The organism is Streptomyces sp. NBC_00239, assembly GCF_036194065.1.
In the GTDB taxonomy this organism is placed as follows: domain Bacteria; phylum Actinomycetota; class Actinomycetes; order Streptomycetales; family Streptomycetaceae; genus Streptomyces.
Window position 1 is genome coordinate 2,789,078 of record NZ_CP108095.1, and the last position, 18,004, is coordinate 2,807,081.

Consider the following 18,004-nt stretch of genomic DNA (forward strand, 5'->3'; position numbering starts at 1 on the left):
GTGTGGACCCCCGGGGCGCCGCCGCGGCCGATGCGTGCGGCGGCCGCGCGGCCTACCGGAAGATGCCGGTGTGGCCGAGCGAGTAGCGGCCGGGCTGCGGGTACACGGCGAGCCCGTGCGGGCCGCCGCCGACCGGGACGCGGGCCAGCTGCTTGCCGGTGACCGTGTCGATCGCGTAGACCTCGCCGTCGTAGCGGCCGGACAGCCACAGCACCTGGCCGTCGGCGGAGACCCCGCCCATGTCGGGACTGCCGCCGTCGGGGAGCTCCCACTTCTTCGTGAGGCGGTTCTCGGGGAAGTTGAAGACGGAGACGGTGCCCTCGCCCCGGTTGGAGATGTACATCTCCTTCGAGTCGCGGCTCACGTACAGGCCGTGGCAGCCCTTTCCGGTCGGCAGCAGCTTGGGCGTGGTGAACTTCTCTCCGTCGAGCACCCACATGCCGTGGGCCATCATGTCGGCCACGTAGAAGGTCTTTCCGTCCGGGGAGATCTTCACGTCCTGCGGCATGGCGCCCTCGAACGGAATCTTCTGCTGGCCGATGACTTGCATCTTCTCCGTGTCGACCTTGAGGAGTTCGCCGGAGAACTCGCAGGACACGATGAAGTACCGGCCGTCCGCGGAGAAGTCCGCGTGATTGACGCCGAAGCAGCTGACGGGCACCGTCTTCACGCGGTCCATGGTGTGCGGGTCGCGGAACACCAGCTCCTTGTCCATCGACGCCATGACCACCGCGTACTTGCCGTTGGGCGTGAAGTACAGGTTGTACGGGTCGTGCACCTCGACGGGCTTGCCCGCCTTGCCGGTGGCCGGGTCGATGGGTGTGAGGGTGTGCCCGCGGTTGTTGTTGACCCACAGGGTCTTCATGTCCCAGGAGGGCACCACGTGCTGCGGCTGGACTCCGACGGGGATCGTGTCGATCACCTTGTACGTCGCCGGGTCGATGACGGACACCGTGTTCGAGCCGGTGTTGGGCACGTAGACGCGGGACGGGAAGTCCTTGACCACGGGCGACAGCTTGTTCGGCCGGTCCGCCGCGTACACGTCGTTCGGGTCGAGTACGGGAGGCATCCCGGCCAGTCCCGGGGGCGCGACGGGCACGGCGCGGGCCGGGCGGGCCGCCCCCTTGGTGCCGAGCGCCTCGGGCTTGCCCTTGTCGGCGGCGCCGCAGCCGGCCAGGGCGGCGAGGACCAGTCCGGCCAGGAGCACGGTGGCCTTCCGGGGAAGGCGGGTGGTCGTCATGAGGTGAGCAGCTCCGTGGTGGTCACCGCGCGCAGTCCGCGGCGCGCGAGTTCGTCGAGGAGGGGTGGCATGGCGTCGACCGTGTCCGCGTAGCCGAAATGCAGGCTCACCACCGATCCGTCGCGGACCGTTCCCGTGACGTTGCGGACGACGGCCGCGCCACCGGGTGAGGTGAAGTCGAGGGAGTCCACGTCGTACGACAGGACGTGCGGATAGCCCGCCCGGCGGGCCAGGGTGCGCACCAGGGGGGTGGCGTACTGGGCCCGGGACGGCCGGAACCAGGTGCCGATGGACCCGGTGAGGGTGCGCAGCCGCTGGGCGCAGCCGGTGATCTCGGCGTACGCCCGCGCCTCGGGCATGGCGCAGATGTCCAGGTGGCTCTGGGTGTGGTTGCCGAGTTCGTGGCCGCCGTCGAGGATCCGGCGGGCCATCGCGGGGTGGGCGTCGAGCCAGCTGCCGACGGCGAGCACGGTCAGCCGCGCTCCGGCCTTCTCGGCTTCGGCGAGCACCGCGCGGGCGGTGCCGGGGTCGCCGTTGCCGTGGAAGGTGAGGGCCACCTTCGGGCGGCCGCGCGGGCCGTGGTCGATCTCGGCGGGCTGCCCCGGGAAGGCCCGGGGGGCGGCTGCGGGTGCCGGGCCGGAGGGGGCGGCGGGCCGTGCGGGTCCGGAGGCGGCGGGCGGGGCCGGCGTACGGCCCGCGCCGCAGGCGGCGGCGAGGGTTCCGGCGGCGACCGCCGCTCCGGCGCGCAGGGCGGTCCGGCGGTCTGGATGACAGATCACCCGCCCATTTAAGGGGCGGCGTGCCCCAAAGGTAATGATTGACCCAATTCAGGACGTTCGCCCGAAGTCTTCCGAGCGGAGTCCGTCCACTAGGTGATCAACGATTCACCCACTGGACTCAATATTTATTCATTGATTAGTAGGCGAGTGGCCCATCTCACCTAGGTTTTAGCTAGAAACTCTTACCATTTACACACTTATGTCCGAGTAGGGACTTTTGGCGTCACGGCGCTCGTCTGCCATAGTCGGAACCACGACTTCCCGTTGACCCGAGCGAGGTCGCCTCAGCCGCCGAGGACCACACCCCCCCAGGTCCTCGGCGCACTCACGAAGCCCCCGACGCGCCCCACCACGGCGACAGGGGGCTTCTGCATGTCCCGGGGCGGCCCGACGTGCGCCGCGCCGTTCAGTGCCGGTCGGCGACCCGCATCTCGAACCAGGTGATCTTGCCGCGCGGCAGCAGGTCGGCGCCCCACCGGTCGGACAGCTTGTCCACCAGGAAGAGGCCGCGCCCGCTCACGTCCAACTCGTGCACCGGCAGCAGGCAGGGCAGTCCGCGCGAGGGATCGCGCACCTCGATGCGGATCCAGCCGCGGCGCCGCTTCATCTGGAGCCCGAAGGACCGGGCCCCGGTGTGCCGGACCGCATTGCCGACCAGCTCCGAGACCAGTAAGACCGCGTGCTCGGCGATCTGCGCCGACAGCCCCCACTGGCGGACCACCACGGTCTGGGCGAGCCGGCGGGCCGTGCCGGCGGATTCCGGCCGGGATGGCAGCGTCACTTCCGCCTCCGCCGGATTTCCGTACAACTCCAGCGCTTTCAGGCCCTGTTCGTCCTCAAGGGCCGCTGTCATCCGTACGCCGGAAGCGCTGCTGCGCTGCCGCGGTTGCTCCACACCTTCCAGGCCCGCCATGCACCCATCATGGACGGCCGGACCGCTCCCGCGGGCCGTCTCCCGCGAAAACGCCCCCCGGAACCAGGGGCTCCGAGGGGGCGAAATGTCATATGCCGTCGGCAATCTTCACACCGCAAAACGGACGCTGACCTGCGGTGACACACCGTCCTGCGATCATTACCGTGAGTGGATCTCCACTGTTCCTTAAGGTTCCCTTAAGCCGGGGCTAAGCCACCCACAGGGGGTACTAGAGGAACTTGGCCTTGCCCGGGCCCTCTTCCACGAAGCTGCGCATGCCGCGCTCGCGGTCCTCGGTGGCGAACAGGCCCGCGAACCAGTTGCGTTCGATGGTCAGGCCGGTGTCGATGTCCGCCTCCAGACCCGCGTCCACGCACTCCTTCGCCGCGCGCAGCGCGATCGCCGGACCCTGCGCGAGCCGGGCGGCCCACGCGTGCGCCTGCTCGTACACCTCGGCCGCCGGGACCACCCGGTCCACCAGGCCCAGGGCGAGCGCCTCGTCCGCCTTGACCATCCGGCCGGTGAAGATGAGGTCCTTGGCCCGGGACGGGCCGATCAGCCGGGACAGCCGCTGGGTGCCGCCCGCGCCGGGGATCAGGCCGAGCAGGATCTCCGGCTGGCCGAGCTTGGCGTTGTCCGCGGCGATCCGGTAGTCGGCGCACAGCGTCAGCTCGCAGCCGCCGCCCAGCGCGTAGCCGTTGATGGCGGCCACGACCGGCTTGGGGATCCGGGCCACGGCGGTGAAGGAGTCCTGGAGGGCGCGGGACCGGGCGATCATCGCCGCGTGGTCCATCTGCTGCATCTCCTTGATGTCCGCGCCCGCCGCGAACACCTTCTCGCCGCCGTACAGGATCACGGCGCGCACGTCGGCGCGCTCGGTCACCTCCGCCGCCAGCTCGCGCAGCCGGTCCTGGATGGCGATGTCCAGGGCGTTCATGGGCGGGCGGTCCAGGCGGATGGTGCCGACGCCTTCGGAGACTTCGAGAGAGAGGGTCATGCCCGGAAGGTTAGTACCGGGGGCTGCGGGGGTCTCCCCCGGGAAAGCACCGTACGGCGCAGGGCCCGGTGCTGTCCGTCACAGCTCCGGGCCCCCGTCGTGCTCGCGGCGCGCCCGCGTCGGGCCGGCGCGCTCGCGTCCTGCTCCGCGTCGTTACGCGATCCACTCCGACCACGGCATGTTCCAGCCGTTGAGGCCGTTCTCCGGAGCGATCTCCTTGTCCTTCGAGTTCTTCACCACCACCACGTCGCCGATGAGGGAGTTGTTGAAGAACCAGGCCGCCGGGGCGTTCCCGTCGCCGCCGCCGCGCTGGTCCTCCAGGCCGACGCAGCCGTGGCTGACGTTCGTCTCGCCGAAGGTGCCCGGGGCGGCCCAGTAGTTGCCGTGCACGAAGGTGCCCGAGTTGGACAGCCGCATGGCGTGCGGGACGTCCTCGATGTCGTACTCGCCGCCGAAGCCGACGGTCGCGCCGTTCATGCGCGTGACCTCGTACTTCTCGCTGATGACCATCTGGCCGTTGTACGTGGTCGTGGCCGGGGCGCCCGCGGTGATCGGGACGTTCTTGAGGACCTTGCCGTCGCGGACGACCTGCATCTGGTGGGTGCTCGCGTCGACGGTGGAGATCTGGGAGCGGCCGATCTTGAACTTCACCGTGCGGGTCTGCTTCCCGTAGACGCCCGGCCGGCCCTCGACCCCGTCGAGGTTCAGCTTGACGGTGACCTCGGTGCCCGCGGCCCAGTACTTCTCCGGGCGGAAGTCGAGGCGGTCGTTGCCGAACCAGTGGCCCTCGATCGGCACGGACGGCTCGGCCGTGACCGTGATCGCCTTCTCGACGGCCTCGGGCGCGGTGATGCCACGGGTGAAGTTGATCGAGACCGGCATGCCCACGCCGACGGTCGCGCCGTTCTCGGGGGTGTAGTGGCCGATGAAGGTGTTCTTCGGGGTGAGCGTGGTGAAGGTGACGTCCTTCGCCGACTCGCGGCCCGAGGCGTCCTTGGCGACGGCGTGGACCTTGTACTCGGTCGCCGCGCCGAGGTGCCGGGCGGGTTCCCAACTGCGGCCGTCGGCCGCGAGCTTGCCGTCCACTGCGTTGCCCTTGGTGTCCGCCACCGTGACGGTGGTGAGCTTTCCGTTGGCCGCGGTGATCTTCAGGATGCCGCTGGTGGCGACCTCCTTGGCGCCGTCGGCGGGCGCGATGGTCACGACGGCCTGCGAGGCCTCCGTACCGCCCTTGCCGCCGTCGCCGCCCTTGCCGTTGTCGCCTCCGGTGTCACCGCCGCCGCTGCAGGCGGAGGTGAGCAGCAGCGCCGCACTCAGCAGGAGGGCGGCCGCCCCGGTACGGGCTCGGCCGCGCCGCGCGCGCGGCGCGGCCGGTATCGGCTGCACGTTCACGTTGTCTGTTCTCCCCGTGTCCCCCGCGCGCGGGCAGTCGCGCGCATGTCGACAGGTAATCACACGGGAGGATCACGGCAAGCAACGGAGTTGTCACCGTTCCGTCCCAACTGGGGCGGAACGGCGGCGGGGAGAGCGGTGGCCCGGCGGCGGCCGCAGCGGGCGGCGGCGGACCGGTCGTCGGTGCGGTCTGCGGTGCGGTGTCGGTGCGGTCGTCGGTTCAGTCGTCGGTGCCGGTGCGGGTGCCCCACACGTAGATGGCGTCGCCCTCGGTGAGCAGGTCCCAGAGCCGGGCCGCGTCGGGCACGGTGAGGTTGACGCAGCCCGCCGAGCCGCCGTTGTCGAGGAAGTCGCCGGGACGGCCGTGCAGGGCCTGGCCCTCGTCGAAGAACTGGGCGTACGGCATGGGCGAATCCTCGTACAGCGTGGACACGTGGTCGCGGTTGCGCCAGTAGATCTCGTGCCAGCCGGGCCGGGTCTCGTCCCCGTCGCCGCCCGTGCGCACGGGTACGGGCGCGAAGACGACGCGGGCGTCGCGCTGCACCCACAGCAGTTGCCGCTCCAGGTCCACGCAGGTCACGCGGTGCGGGCGGACCGGGCAGTGGCCGGCCGCGTTCGGGTTGGCGCGGGCCTTCACGGCGACCACCGTGCGGTAGGTCGGCAGGTCGGGGTAGCCGTCGGCCGGGTCGAGGCGGTGGGTGCGCTGGAAGGTGCGGATGGCGACGCAGTCGGCCGTGGACTGCCGGCCGTCCACCGGCCGCTTCAGGTACTCCTCCAGCTCCCGCTGGTACGGGCCGGTCCGGGCGGTGCACTCGGGCTCCGCGGGGGCGGGCGCGGCGGCGGGCCGGGCGGGGCCGGTCCCGGCGGATCCGGTCCGGTCGGGCGCGGTCCGGTCGGGCGCGGCGGCGGGGTCGGGCGCGGTCCGGTCGGGGGCGGGGGCCGCGGTCGCGGCCGGGCGGCGGGGCGGGGTGGCGGCCGGCGTGAGCGCGAGGGCCGGGGCGAGGGCCAGCAGGGCCGCCGCCACGGCCGGCAGCGGGGGCGTCCGGCGTGGCCGGGCCCGGGCCGCCGGTGCCGGTCCCCGGTGCGGGGGCGGCGGGGATACGGCGGGGGTCGGGGGTATCGGGGGTATCGGGGGTATCGCCATGGTGGTCTCCTCGTGCCCGCGGGGCCGGGCTCCGTTGCCTCTCAGCAAACAGAGCCCGGCCCCGCGCGGCGCGCCCGCGTGCGCCGATCCGGTGACGACGCCACTCGCCCGGCGCACGCTCGGCCCGTACGGGCCGATCCCCGGGGGCGCCCGTCCGTGCGCGTCAGGCCCGACGCGCGTACGGCCCGGACGGGTCAGGACCGAGGGGCACCCGGCCCGGACGGGTCAGGGGCGGTGGCCACGCCAGCCGCCGTCCTCCGGGCCGTCCTCGTGGCCGCCCTCAGGACCGTCCTCGTGGTCGCCTTCCTGGCCGTCATGGCCGTGCTCTCCCTCGCCGTGCTCTCCTTCGCCGTGCTCTCCCTCGCCGTGTTCGCCGCGCCCGTGCTCGTCCTTGCCCTTGCCGTGTTCGGTGCGCTTGTTCTTGACGTGCACGGTCAGCCACCTCTCCTCGTTGTGCCTGGAGACGGGCAGCGGGCCGATGACCGGACGGGGCGGCAGGACGTAGCCCTCCGGGACGTCGGTCTCGCGGAGGTAGTAGTCGCCCTCCGGCAGGCCGTCGAAGGTGCAGGTGCCGTGCCGGTCGGTCGCGCAACCGGGCTCGACGAGGCGGTCGCGGCGGTTCCCGGTGGTCTGCAGGCCCGCGACCCCGTTGGTCTCGCGCCACACGTCGAACACCGCGCCGCGCAGCGGCCGGCCGGTCTTGGCGTCCTTCTTCACGACCTTGATGCCGCCCGTGTACGGGGGCTTCGGCGGCTTCGTCGTCTTCTCGTTGGGCGCGGTCACCTCGACCCCGACCGCGAGGTTCCGCTCGGTCAGGACCAGCGGGCCGAACACCGGGTTCGCGGGCAGGTCGTGGCCGGCCGGCGGGGTGGTCTCGCGCCAGTAGTAGGTGCCGACCGGGACGGTGCGGGTGCAGGTGCCGTCCGCCGGGGTGGTGCAGTCGTCACCGATCTTGGTGTCGGCGTTGATCCCGATCGGCTGGAGGCCCGCCGTGCCGTTGGTCTCCTTCCACAACTCGAAGACCGCGCCCGGCAGCGCCTCGCCGGTCTCGGAGTCCACCTTCCGCACGGAGACCGTGCCGGTCGGCGGGGGCACCACGGTGGCGGTGTTCGCCGCGCGGACCGACACGCCCGCGGAGGCGTTCTCCGCCGTCAGCACGAGCGGGCCGAACACCGGGTCCGAGGGGAGGTCGTGGCCGGCCGGCGGGGCGGTCTCCCGCCAGTAGTAGGTGCCGAGCGCCTGGGAGCTGGAGCAGACGCCGGTCGCCGGGGTGGTGCAGTCGTCGACCTTGGTGTCACCGCCGGTCGCGCCGGTCTGCAGGCCCGGCGTCCCGTTGGTCTCCTTCCACAGCTCGAAGACCGCGCCGGGCAGGACCTCGTCGCTCTCGGAGTCCACCTTCAGGACGCTGACGTCGCCGGTCACGGGCGGGAGGCCGCCGCAGGCGGGCAGGTCGCCGTTGAAGGGGTAGGAGTGGAACTCCTGGCCGCCGCCCCCGGTGGCCGCGCTGGTGTGGGTGAGGCTGCCGGAGGTGAAGAAGCGCCCGTTCATGCCGGGCAGCTGGACGGTGGTCTCGGAGCCCGGCTCGGCGATCAGGGTGGCGCCCTGGAACTGGCCGGTGCCGATCAGCCGCACCGTCGCGGCGTCGGGGAAGTTCCACAGCAGCCTGTCCCGGGACACCCCGGCGAGCACGCCGCTGGAGGTGTTCACGATCGGGGCGGTGCCGAGCACGTTGACCAGGACGGTCGCGTTCGCCGGGATGTTGGCGAAGCGCAGGGACTGCTGCACGTCGCCGCGGCCCGCGAGGTTGCCCGTGACGTTGAAGACCTGGAGCGAGGCGGCGCCGTCGCCGGTGAACAGCGTCTCGTAGCCGAGGTTCTCCACGGTGCCGGTGGCCGGGCGGGGCCGCCCGTCGACCCGGGCGTAGCACTTGCTCGCCGCCGTCAGTTCCTCGCGCAGTCCGCGGTAGCGCGCGACCGCGTTGGCGTCGGGGATCTTGGTGCCCGTGACGTTGCCGGTGAGGGTGCCCGCGTACCGCACCACGCCGCCGTCGGCGAGGAGGGTCTGGTTGGGGGCGACGCTCACGTTGCCGCCGGTGGCGAGGAAGTCGGAGCCGGCGGGCGGCCGGACCTGGGAGCCGACGCCGACGATCCCGATGTTGTAGACGGAGCTGGCGGCGGCCGCCTTCGCCATGTCGAAGCCGCCCATGACGACGACCTTGCCCTCGGCCTCCGCGGCCCGCTCCCGGACGCGGAAGTCGCCGCCCACGAAGACGTTGACGGCGTTGTCGGTGCCGGTGGGGTCCATGTTGTTCGGCTCGGGCCACGTCTGCGGGCAGTCGCCCGGCACGCACGGGCCGAGGCCGCCGGGAAGCGGCGCCGCCGCCCGTACGGCCGCCGGCGCGGCGAAGGCGGCGGACACCGGAGTCACCCCCGCCAGCACCACCGCGACCGCGAGACCGAGGGGGATGCCCCTCGCCGTCCTACCTGTCATTTCGCTCCGTCCCTAGCCTGTCCGCTGTGCCCTGACAGGCTGGACGGAGGGGTGGGAAGGGCCGCGGGACGACACTCCCCGCTACGGCATTCCGATCACACAATCACCCTTCCGTGCGCTCCGGCGCGTGTCCTGACGTGCGCTCATGTCAGCGCGGAGCCCGCCGTCCAGTCGGCCCAGCTGAGGTTCCAGCCGCCCAGCCCGTTGTCCGGGGCGACCGTCTTGTCCTTCGAGTGGACGACCTCGACGACGTCGCCGACGAGGGTGCGGTCGAAGAACCAGCCGGCCGGGGTGTCGGAGCCGCCGCCCTTGTCGTCGCGCAGGCCGATGCAGCCGTGGCTGGTGTTGAGGGAGCCGAAGGTGGCGGGGTCGGCCCAGTAGTTGCCGTGCAGGAAGGTGCCGGACGCGGTGAGCCGCATGGCGTGCGGCACGTCGGGGATGTCGTACTCGCCGCCGAAGCCGACGGTCTGGCCGTTCATCCGGGTCACGTCGAACAGCTCGGAGACCACCATCTTGCCGTTGTACGTGGTGTTCTTCGGCGCGCCGGCGCTGATCGGGACGGTGGAGAGCAGCTTCCCGTCGCGGCGCACCTCCATGGTGTGCGCGGCCGCGTCGACGGTGGAGACCTGGTGCCGGCCGACGGTGAAGCGGACGGTCTTGCTCTGGATGCCGTACGAGCCGGGTGCGCCCTCGACGTCGCGGAGCTTCATCGTCACGGTGACCTCGGTGCCCGGCTTCCAGTAGCGGCGGGGCCGGAAGTCGAGGCGCTCGTCGCCGAACCAGTGGCCGGCCACCTCGGTCTCCGGGTCGGCGGTGACGGTGATGGCGCGCTCCACCTCGGCGCGGTTCTGGATGGCCCGGTTGAAGCTGAAGGAGACGATCATCCCGGTGCCGACGGTCGAGCGGTTCTCGGGCTTGAAGTAGCCGATGAACCGCTCCTCGGGGACGTACGTGGTGAAGCTGGTGTGGCGGGCCTGCCGGCGGCTGTGGCCGTCGAGGGCCACCGCGTCCACGGTGTACTTGGCGGCCAGGGCGAGCTTCCCGGCGGCCGGGTCGGGACTCCAGCTGAGCCCGTCGCCGGCGATGCTGCCGGGGACCTCCTCGGCCTGCGCGTCCTCGACCTTGGTGACGACCACCCGCTCCAGCCGGCCCTCGGGGACGGAGACGGTGAGCGGTCCGCCGGCCGGCACCCCCTTCGCACCGTCCTCGGGGGTGATGCGGATCGCCTCGCGCGGTGACCTCGGTTTGCCCGGCATCTCCACCTCGACGCCGGGGGCGCTCTGTCCGCTGCACCCGGCCGCCCCGCCGACGAGCCCCGCCCACACCACCGTGGCGGCCAGCAGCCGCCTCTTCAGATAGCTCACGCACCTGCAACGAGTGCGGCCCTCCGGGGGAAACGTGAGTGCGGGCCCGGTTGCGGGCAGAACAGGGGGAAGGACCAGACCGATCAGACGGGGGCGGGCCGCGGCCGGGACGCCGCGGCCCCCAAGCGGCCTCGGGGAAGTGGGGTGCGGTTCCGCGTCGCCCGGTGCGTGCGATCGGCGTGCCGGCCCAAGGCCCTCGTACGGGACGTACTCGGGTCTTGGCCGGTGCGGCGAGAGTGCGTGCCGGGCGGCGCCGGGCCGTGCCTCACTTCCCCGAGACCGCTTGGACCCCCGCAGGTACCGAGAGCCGCGGGAGGCCGGACGGTGTCGAGCGCAGCAGATCAGGAGACGGCGGGGGCGGTGCGGGACGGCCCGGCCGCGCCCGCACCGCGGCGCGGCGCCGGGACGCGGCCGGCCGGGGCGGCCGGAGCAGCCGGACCCGTGCCGGAGCCGGCGGGCCGACCAGTGTGGCCGGGCGCGCCGACGCCCCTGGGGGCCCGGTTCCGGGTGGGCCCGGACGGGGTGGCGGGCACCAACTTCGCGCTGTGGGCGGGCGGCGGCGCGGAGCGGGTCGAGCTGTGCCTGTTCGACGAGCGCGGGGCGGAGACCCGCTGCGCGCTGCCGGAGCTGACGCACGAGATCTGGCACGGTTTCGTGCCGGGGGTGCGGCCGGGACAGCGGTACGGGTTCCGGGTGCACGGTCGCTGGGACCCGTGGACGGGCGCCCGGTTCAATCCGGCGAAGCTGCTGCTGGACCCGTACGCGCGGGCGGTGGACGGGGACTTCGCGCTGCCGCCGGAGGTGTACGGGCACGTCCGGGACTGGCCGCAGCAGTACATCGCGGACACCGTGCGCGACGACCGGGACTCGGCCCCGCACGTGCCCAAGGGGGTGGTCGTCCACGATGACGACGACTGGGCGGACGACGTGCGGCCCAAGACGCCGTGGGCGGACTCGGTCATCTACGAGCTGCACGTGCGCGGGTTCACGATGCGCCACCCGGAGGTGCCGCCGGAGCTGCGCGGCACGTACGCGGGGCTGGCCCATCCGGCGGCGATCGGCCATCTGACGCGGCTGGGGGTGACGGCGGTCGAGCTGCTGCCGGTGCACCAGTTCGCGCACGAGGACCACCTGCTGCGGCGCGGGCTGCGCAACCACTGGGGCTACAACTCGATCGGCTACTTCGCGCCGCACGCCGGGTACTCGGCGTCCGGGACGGCCGGGCAGCAGGTCGGCGAGTTCAAGCGGATGGTGCGGGCGCTGCACGCGGCGGGCATCGAGGTGATCCTCGACGTGGTCTACAACCACACGGCGGAGGCGGGCGAGCTGGGCCCGACCCTGTCGCTGCGCGGCATCGACAACCGCGGCTACTACCGGCTGCAGTCCGACCAGCGCCGGTACGCGGACTACACGGGCTGCGGGAACACCCTGCACGCGGGCCGCCCGCACGTGCTGCGGCTGATCACGGACTCGCTGCGGTACTGGGTGACGGAGATGGGGGTGGACGGCTTCCGCTTCGACCTGGCGGCGGCGCTGGCCCGCTCCATGCACGACGTGGACATGCTCTCGCCGTTCCTGGCGGTCATCGCCCAGGATCCGGTGCTGCGCCGGGTGAAGCTGATCGCGGAGCCCTGGGACGTGGGCTCGGGCGGCTACCAGGTGGGCGCGTTCCCGCCGCTGTGGACGGAGTGGAACGACCGGTACCGGGACGCGGTGCGGGACTTCTGGCGGGGCGCGCTGCCCGACGTACGGGACCTGGGCTACCGGCTGTCGGGGTCGAGCGACCTGTACGCGTGGGGCGGGCGGCGGCCGTACGCCTCCGTGAACTTCGTGACCGCGCACGACGGGTTCACCCTGCGCGACCTCGTTTCGTACGAGCGCAAGCACAACGAGGCGAACGGGGAGGCCAACCAGGACGGCACCAACGACAACCGGTCCTGGAACTGCGGGGTCGAGGGCGATCCCCCGGAGGGCACGGACCCGCGCATCCTGGCGCTGCGCCGGCGCCAGCTGCGGAACCTGCTGACGACGCTGCTGCTGTCGACGGGCGTGCCGATGCTGGTCGCGGGCGACGAGCTGGGGCGCACCCAGGGCGGCAACAACAACGCGTACTGCCAGGACAACGAGACCGGCTGGGTGGACTGGTCGCTGGCCGACGACCCGGCCTGGCGGCCGCTGCTGGAGCTGACCACCCGGCTGATCGCGCTGCGCCACGCCCATCCTGTGCTGCGCCGGCGGGCGTTCTTCTCGGGGCGGGCGCAGGGCGCGGACGGGCTGCGGGACCTGGCCTGGTTCACGCCGGCGGGCGCGGAGATGACCGAACGGGACTGGTACGCGCCGGCGGCGGCGCTGGGCCTGTACCTGTCGGGGCGGGACATCCCGGGCCGGGACGCCCGCGGCGAGCAGGTGACGGACGACAGCTTCCTGGCGCTGCTGCACGCCTCGGACCGGCCGGTGTCGTGGGTGCTGCCGGGTCCGCCGTGGGCGGAGCGGTACGAACTCCTCGTGGACACCTCCCGCGAGGACCAGGCGGCGGCGCCGGGGACCGTGCTGCGGGCCGGGACCGCGGTGACGGTCCCGGCCCGGTCGGTGCTGTTCCTGCGGGTCGTGGCGTGAGGGGCGTGAGGAAGTGGCCGGGCGCCTGTGGCTCAGGGGGTCGAGACGTAGCAGGCGACGTCCATGGCCGTCTTCGGCGGCGGGCCGGTGATCTCGCCGTTCCCGTCGAAGCGGAACTTGAAGGAGCCCATGTCGATCCGCAGCGTCTGGCCGTACGCCTTCTCGGCGCCGCGCCGCCAGGCGGCGGGGACCTGTGCGTACGGGCCGGCGCAGGTGTTCTCGGTGAACTGCGCGGGCGTGACCTGCCCGGCGTCCTCGGTGGCGCCCTGGGCGAAGAACCGCATCGTGTGCCGGCGGTCGCAGCCGACCACGCGGACCCGGGTGGCGTCGCCGAGTCCCGCGGTGGGCACCGCGCAGGTGCCCTTGCGCAGGGAGAAGGTGTCGGTGGCGGAGCGGCGGGCGTCCGCGGTCCGCGGCCCGGCGGGGCTGCGGTGTCCGGCGGGTTCGCCGTAGCCGGCCATGGTGAGGGTGGCGTGCAGGCCGGTGACGCCGGGCAGGCCCTGCATGCTCTGGTGGCTGCTGCCGTTCATCTGCTCCAGCACGAGCACCATGTCCACGTCGGCGGAGAGGAGGCGGCCCCGGGCGTCGAGGACGACGGTGAGCGGCAGCGGCTCCTCCAGGTACGCCTTGCTGTCGGTCTTGGGGCCGATCCGGGACGGCAGCAGGTCCTGGGCGCGGCCGAGGGGCACGGTGGCCGCGTACTCCCGGCCGCCGTCCTCGCGGCGGATCGGCTCCTGCTGCGGCACGGCCGCGGCGACGAGTTCGGCGAGGGTGCCGCCGAACGGGAGGACCCTGCCGGGGGCGTGCAGCGAGACGGCGGCGTCGCCCTTGGGGTCGAGGGCGGCCCGGGCGGCGGCCGGCCAGTGCAGCCAGACGCCGTCGACGCCGCGGGCGTACACGTCGGCGCCGGCGGTGGCGAGGGTCTGCGGGTAGGTGACGCCGTTGCGGTCCAGGCGGGGCGCGGCGTCCGCGGGGAAGTCGGCGGGCACCTCACGGGTCAACTCGGCCTGCGCGGTGCCGCGGGCGAAATCGAGGGTGCCGGTGGCGAGGTGACGGGCCGTCGTGGTCGGCGAGTTGTACTCGACGGTCGCGGTGAAGCGGGCCGACCCGGCGGCGCGGGTCTCGGCGACGGCCGCCTTCAGCTGCTGCGCGAGGGGTTTGCCGAACACGGCGGCGCCCTGGTCCTCGTCGCCGCCGCATGCGGCCAGCAGCGGCGCCAGCAGCAGTGCGGGCACGGCACGCCGTAGCCATTTCATGGTCCCCCCGGATGTCCACTGAATATTCGCTGGGCAGCGTCAGGAGCGAATCGTAAGCTCACGCCTGATGTCGTCAATAGGTGCAACCTCCACTCATCCGTCCGCGATACGGACCCTGCTCCGGCTCTGGCCCTATGTGCGGCCGGTGCGCGGGCGCTGGTTCGGCGCGGCCGTCGTCGCCGTCGTGGCGTCCTGTCTGAGTCTGGTCATCCCGCTGGTCCTGAAGTGGATCGTGGACGGGCCGGTGGCCGACGGGGACACCGCGGGCGTCTGGCTCGGTGCCCTGTACCTGCTGCTGCTCGGGCTCGCCGAGGCGCTGCTCTTCGGCTTCCGGCGGTGGCTGGTGGCCCGGCCGCTGTCCCGGGTCGAGGCGGACATGCGGGGCGATCTGTACGGGCACCTGCAACGGCTGCCGGTGGCCTTCCACGACAAGTGGGCCTCGGGCCAGCTGCTCTCGCGCGGCACCGGGGACCTGATGCTGCTGCGGCTCTTCCTGGTGTTCCCGCTGACCTTCCTGGTCGTCAACGGCGTCACCATCGTGGTCGGCGCGGTGATCCTGCTGATGCAGAAGTGGACGCTGGGGCTGGTGCTGTTGCTGCCGGTGGTGCCGCTGCTGCTCCTCGCGGGCGCCTTCGAGCGGAAGTACGCGGTGGTGTCCCGGCAGTCCCAGGACCAGGTGGGCGATCTGACCACGGTCATCGAGGAGAGCGTCCTCGGCATCCGGATCGTCAAGGGCTTCGGTCGGCACCGCAGCCAGGCCCGGGCGTTCCGGACGCTGGCCGAGGAGCTGCGCGGCACCGAGCTGACCAAGGCGCGGCTACTCGCGGGGATCTCCGGGGTGATGAGCACCCTGCCGGAGCTGGCGATCGGCGCCGCGCTGGTGCTGGGCGCCGTGCAGGTCGCGGACGGGGTGCTGTCGGCCGGCACGCTGGTGGCGTTCCTGTCGACGGCGCTCGCGCTGCGGTGGCCGGTGGACTCGCTCGGCTACCTGCTGGCGCTGTGCCAGGAGGCCGCGACGGCCACCCAGCGGTACTTCGAGGTGCTCGACGAACTGCCGGAGACCGCCGGGCCGGACGGTGACGGGCGGGACGCCGGCGGACCTGACGCCTCGGAGACCGGGGAGGCGGGCGGTGGCGGCGGGCTGCGCTTCGAGGGGGTGCGCTTCCGGTACCCGGACGCGGACCCCGGCAGCACTCCGGTGCTGGACGGCGTCGACCTGCACGTGCGTCCCGGGGAGACGCTCGCGATCGTCGGCAGCACGGGCAGCGGCAAGACCACGCTGACCGCGCTGGTGCCGCGGCTGCACGAGCTGACCGCCGGGCGGATCACCCTGGACGGCGAGGACGTCCGGGCCATGCCGCGCGAACGGCTGCGCGAGCTGGTGTCGGTGGCGTTCGAGGAGCCCACGCTGTTCTCCGCCACCGTGGCCGAGAACGTCCGCATGGGCGGGCCCGACCTCGACCGGGCGCTGGAGACCGCGCAGGCCGGCTTCGTCGCCGCACTGCCCGACGGGGCCGACACCCAGGTCGGCGAGCAGGGGCTGAGCCTGTCGGGCGGGCAGCGGCAACGGCTCGCGCTGGCCCGGGCGGTGGCCGGCAACCCGCGCTTCCTGGTGCTCGACGACCCGCTGTCGGCCCTCGACGTCCATACGGAGGCGCTGGTCGAGGCGGCGCTGCGGGAGGTGCTCGCGGACACCACCGCGCTGGTGGTGGCGCACCGGCCGTCGACCGTGCTGCTCGCCGACCGGGTGGCCCTGCTGTCCGGCGGCCGGGTCACGGCGGTGGGCACGCACCAGGAACTGCTGCGGGACAACCCGGAGTACGCGTGGCTGATGTCGGGCTCGTCGGACCCGTCGGGCTCCTCCGGCCCTTCGGACGGGCCGGACGTGCCGGACAGGTCGGACGGGCCGGTACCGGAACGTGGGGGGAACGGACGGTGAGCGCGGTGACGCAAGGCTCCGACGCGATCGAGCGGGACGAACTGGAGGCGCCCGCCGGGGCGACCCGGGCGCTGCTCGGGTCGCTGCTGCGCGAGCGGCGCGGCGGGGTGCTGCTGGCGGCCCTGCTGCTGCTGTTGCAGCAGGCCGCGGCGCAGGGCGGGCCGCTGCTGGTGGCGTACGCCATCGACCGCGGGGTGCCGGCCTTCCGGGTCGGCGACCACGGGCCGCTGATCGCCGTCGCCGCCGGGTACCTGCTGTGCGCGCTGGGCACGGGCGGCTTCCAGTACGGCTACATCCGGGCCGCGGCGCGGGTGAACCAGGACGTGCTGCTCGACCTGCGCGGGCGGATCTTCCGGCAGTCGCAGGCGCTCAGCCTCGACTTCCACGAGCGGTACACCTCGGGGCGGATGATCTCGCGGTCGACCACGGACGTGGAGTCGCTGCGCGAGCTGCTCAGCGAAGGCCTCCAGGAACTGCTGGGCGTGATCCTGTCGTTCGTGTTCATCACCGCTCTGCTGCTGTGGCTGGACCTGGGCCTGGGCGGGGTGGCCGCGCTCTCTTTCGTGCCGCTGTACCTGCTGGTGCAGGCCTACCGGCGGCGCTCGGGCGAGATCTACTCGGAGCGGTCCACGGCGATGGCCTCGGTCATCGTGAAGTTCGCGGAGACGATGAACGGCATCCGGCCGGTACGGGTGTTCCGGCGCGAGCGCGCCAACGACGCCGACTTCCTGGTCCTGAACCGGCACCTGGAGCGCACGAACGGCGACGCGCTCATCGAGATGGCCCGCTACGTGACGGGCTCGCGGCTGATCGCCAACACCGCCGTCGCCGGCATCGTGCTGTGGGGCGCGCACCGGGTGGCCACCGACTCGCTGGCGCTGGGCGTGCTGGCCGCGGCGGTGCTGTACCTGCGGCGGCTGTACGACCCGATCGACCGGCTGGCGATGTTCCTCAACTCGTACCAGTCCGCGGTGGCCTCGCTGGAGAAGATCGCCGGGCTGCTGGCCCAGCGGCCCTCGGTGCCGGAGCCGGCCGAACCGCGGGAGCTGCCCGCGCACGACCGTGAACACCCGGGCCGCGAGGTGGTGTTCGAGGACGTCCGGTTCGCGTACCGGGAGGGCGGCGCCGAGGTGCTGCCGCGGTTCGAGCTGACCGTGCCCGCCGGGCAGACGGTGGCGGTGGTCGGGGCGACCGGCGCCGGCAAGTCCACCCTCGCCAAGCTGCTGGCCCGGTTCTACGACCCGACGGACGGCCGGGTCCTGCTGGACGGCACCGACCTGCGCGACCTTTCGGTGCCGGAACTGCGGCGCGGGGTCGTGATGGTGACGCAGGAGGCGTTCCTCTTCTCGGGCAGCGTCGCCGACAACATCGCGCTGGGCCGCCCGGACGCCACCCGCGCCGAGATCGAGCACGCGGCGAAGGCCATCGGCGCGCACGACTTCATCAGCGCGCTGCCGGAGGGGTACGACACGGACGTCCGCAAGCGGGGCGGCCGGATCTCGGCCGGGCAGCGGCAGCTGGTGGCCTTCGCGCGGGCGCTGCTGGCCGACCCGGCCGTGCTGATCCTGGACGAGGCGACCAGCTCGCTGGACGTGCCGGGTGAGCAGGCCGTGCAGCAGGCAATGCGGACGGTGTTGCGGGGGCGGACGGCCGTGGTGATCGCGCACCGGCTCTCCACCGTGGAGATCGCGGACCGGGTCCTGGTCATGGACGCCGGCCGCGTCGTCGAGGACGGCACACCGGCCGAACTCATCGCGGGCGCAGGCCGCTTCGCCCAACTCCACCGGGCGTGGCGCGACAGCCTGGTCTAGCCAACGGCGACCCGCGACCCGCCGGGCTCACGACGCGGGCGTCGGGACCGGGGCGGCGGGGCG

At 73.0% G+C, this 18,004-nt stretch carries 12 protein-coding genes; 3 read left to right on the forward strand and 9 right to left on the reverse strand.

Annotation, left to right across the window (positions count from 1 at the left end):
* Positions 1–52: 52 nt before the first annotated feature.
* The 8 genes from OG764_RS12115 to OG764_RS12150 form a co-directional block, all read right to left on the reverse strand.
* Positions 53–1,240 carry a YVTN family beta-propeller repeat protein gene (locus OG764_RS12115; RefSeq protein ID WP_328968429.1) on the reverse strand — a complete coding sequence of 396 codons (1,188 nt, stop codon included), beginning with the start codon at positions 1,238–1,240 and terminating at the stop codon, positions 53–55.
* Positions 1,237–2,019: a polysaccharide deacetylase family protein gene (locus OG764_RS12120; RefSeq protein WP_443055902.1), complete on the reverse strand. Its 783-nt coding sequence runs from the start codon at positions 2,017–2,019 to the stop codon at positions 1,237–1,239. The genes OG764_RS12115 and OG764_RS12120 overlap by 4 nt, the downstream gene beginning before the upstream one ends.
* A gap of 406 nt (positions 2,020–2,425) precedes the next feature.
* On the reverse strand, positions 2,426–2,932 hold the full coding sequence (locus OG764_RS12125) for an ATP-binding protein (RefSeq protein WP_328968430.1): 507 nt from the start codon (positions 2,930–2,932) through the stop codon (positions 2,426–2,428).
* Positions 2,933–3,161: 229 nt separating this feature from the next.
* Positions 3,162–3,929 (reverse strand): enoyl-CoA hydratase/isomerase family protein, encoded by a 768-nt coding sequence (locus tag OG764_RS12130; protein ID WP_328968431.1) that lies wholly within the window; start codon positions 3,927–3,929, stop codon positions 3,162–3,164.
* 153 nt (positions 3,930–4,082) lie between these two features.
* The gene (locus OG764_RS12135) at positions 4,083–5,321 is read right to left on the reverse strand and encodes a L,D-transpeptidase (RefSeq protein WP_328968432.1); all 1,239 of its coding nucleotides are present in this window, start codon (positions 5,319–5,321) and stop codon (positions 4,083–4,085) included.
* A 220-nt stretch (positions 5,322–5,541) separates the two neighbouring features.
* On the reverse strand, positions 5,542–6,330 hold the full coding sequence (locus OG764_RS12140) for a L,D-transpeptidase family protein (RefSeq protein WP_443056206.1): 789 nt from the start codon (positions 6,328–6,330) through the stop codon (positions 5,542–5,544).
* Positions 6,331–6,690: 360 nt separating this feature from the next.
* Positions 6,691–8,955, reverse strand: a complete 2,265-nt coding sequence (locus tag OG764_RS12145; protein WP_328968433.1) for a choice-of-anchor A family protein — start codon at positions 8,953–8,955, stop codon at positions 6,691–6,693.
* A 143-nt stretch (positions 8,956–9,098) separates the two neighbouring features.
* A complete protein-coding gene (locus OG764_RS12150) occupies positions 9,099–10,319 on the reverse strand; it encodes a L,D-transpeptidase (protein ID WP_328968434.1) in 1,221 nt (406 codons plus the stop codon).
* Positions 10,320–10,643: 324 nt separating this feature from the next.
* On the opposite strand from OG764_RS12150, the gene glgX reads away from it, so the two are divergent.
* Entirely contained in the window at positions 10,644–12,935 is a 2,292-nt protein-coding gene (gene glgX / locus OG764_RS12155; RefSeq protein ID WP_328968435.1) for a glycogen debranching protein GlgX, read from the forward strand.
* 32 nt (positions 12,936–12,967) lie between these two features.
* On the opposite strand, the gene OG764_RS12160 is transcribed toward glgX, so the two are convergent.
* Positions 12,968–14,191, reverse strand: coding sequence for a hypothetical protein (locus OG764_RS12160; RefSeq protein WP_328968436.1), 1,224 nt, complete (start codon positions 14,189–14,191; stop codon positions 12,968–12,970).
* Positions 14,192–14,258: 67 nt separating this feature from the next.
* Between OG764_RS12160 and OG764_RS12165 the strand changes: the two genes are divergently transcribed.
* A complete protein-coding gene (locus OG764_RS12165; RefSeq protein WP_328968437.1) occupies positions 14,259–16,130 on the forward strand; it encodes an ABC transporter ATP-binding protein in 1,872 nt (623 codons plus the stop codon).
* Complete coding sequence (locus tag OG764_RS12170) at positions 16,127–17,941, forward strand: ABC transporter ATP-binding protein (RefSeq protein WP_443055904.1); 1,815 nt, start codon at positions 16,127–16,129, stop codon at positions 17,939–17,941. The genes OG764_RS12165 and OG764_RS12170 overlap by 4 nt, the downstream gene beginning before the upstream one ends.
* Positions 17,942–18,004 lie beyond the last annotated feature (63 nt).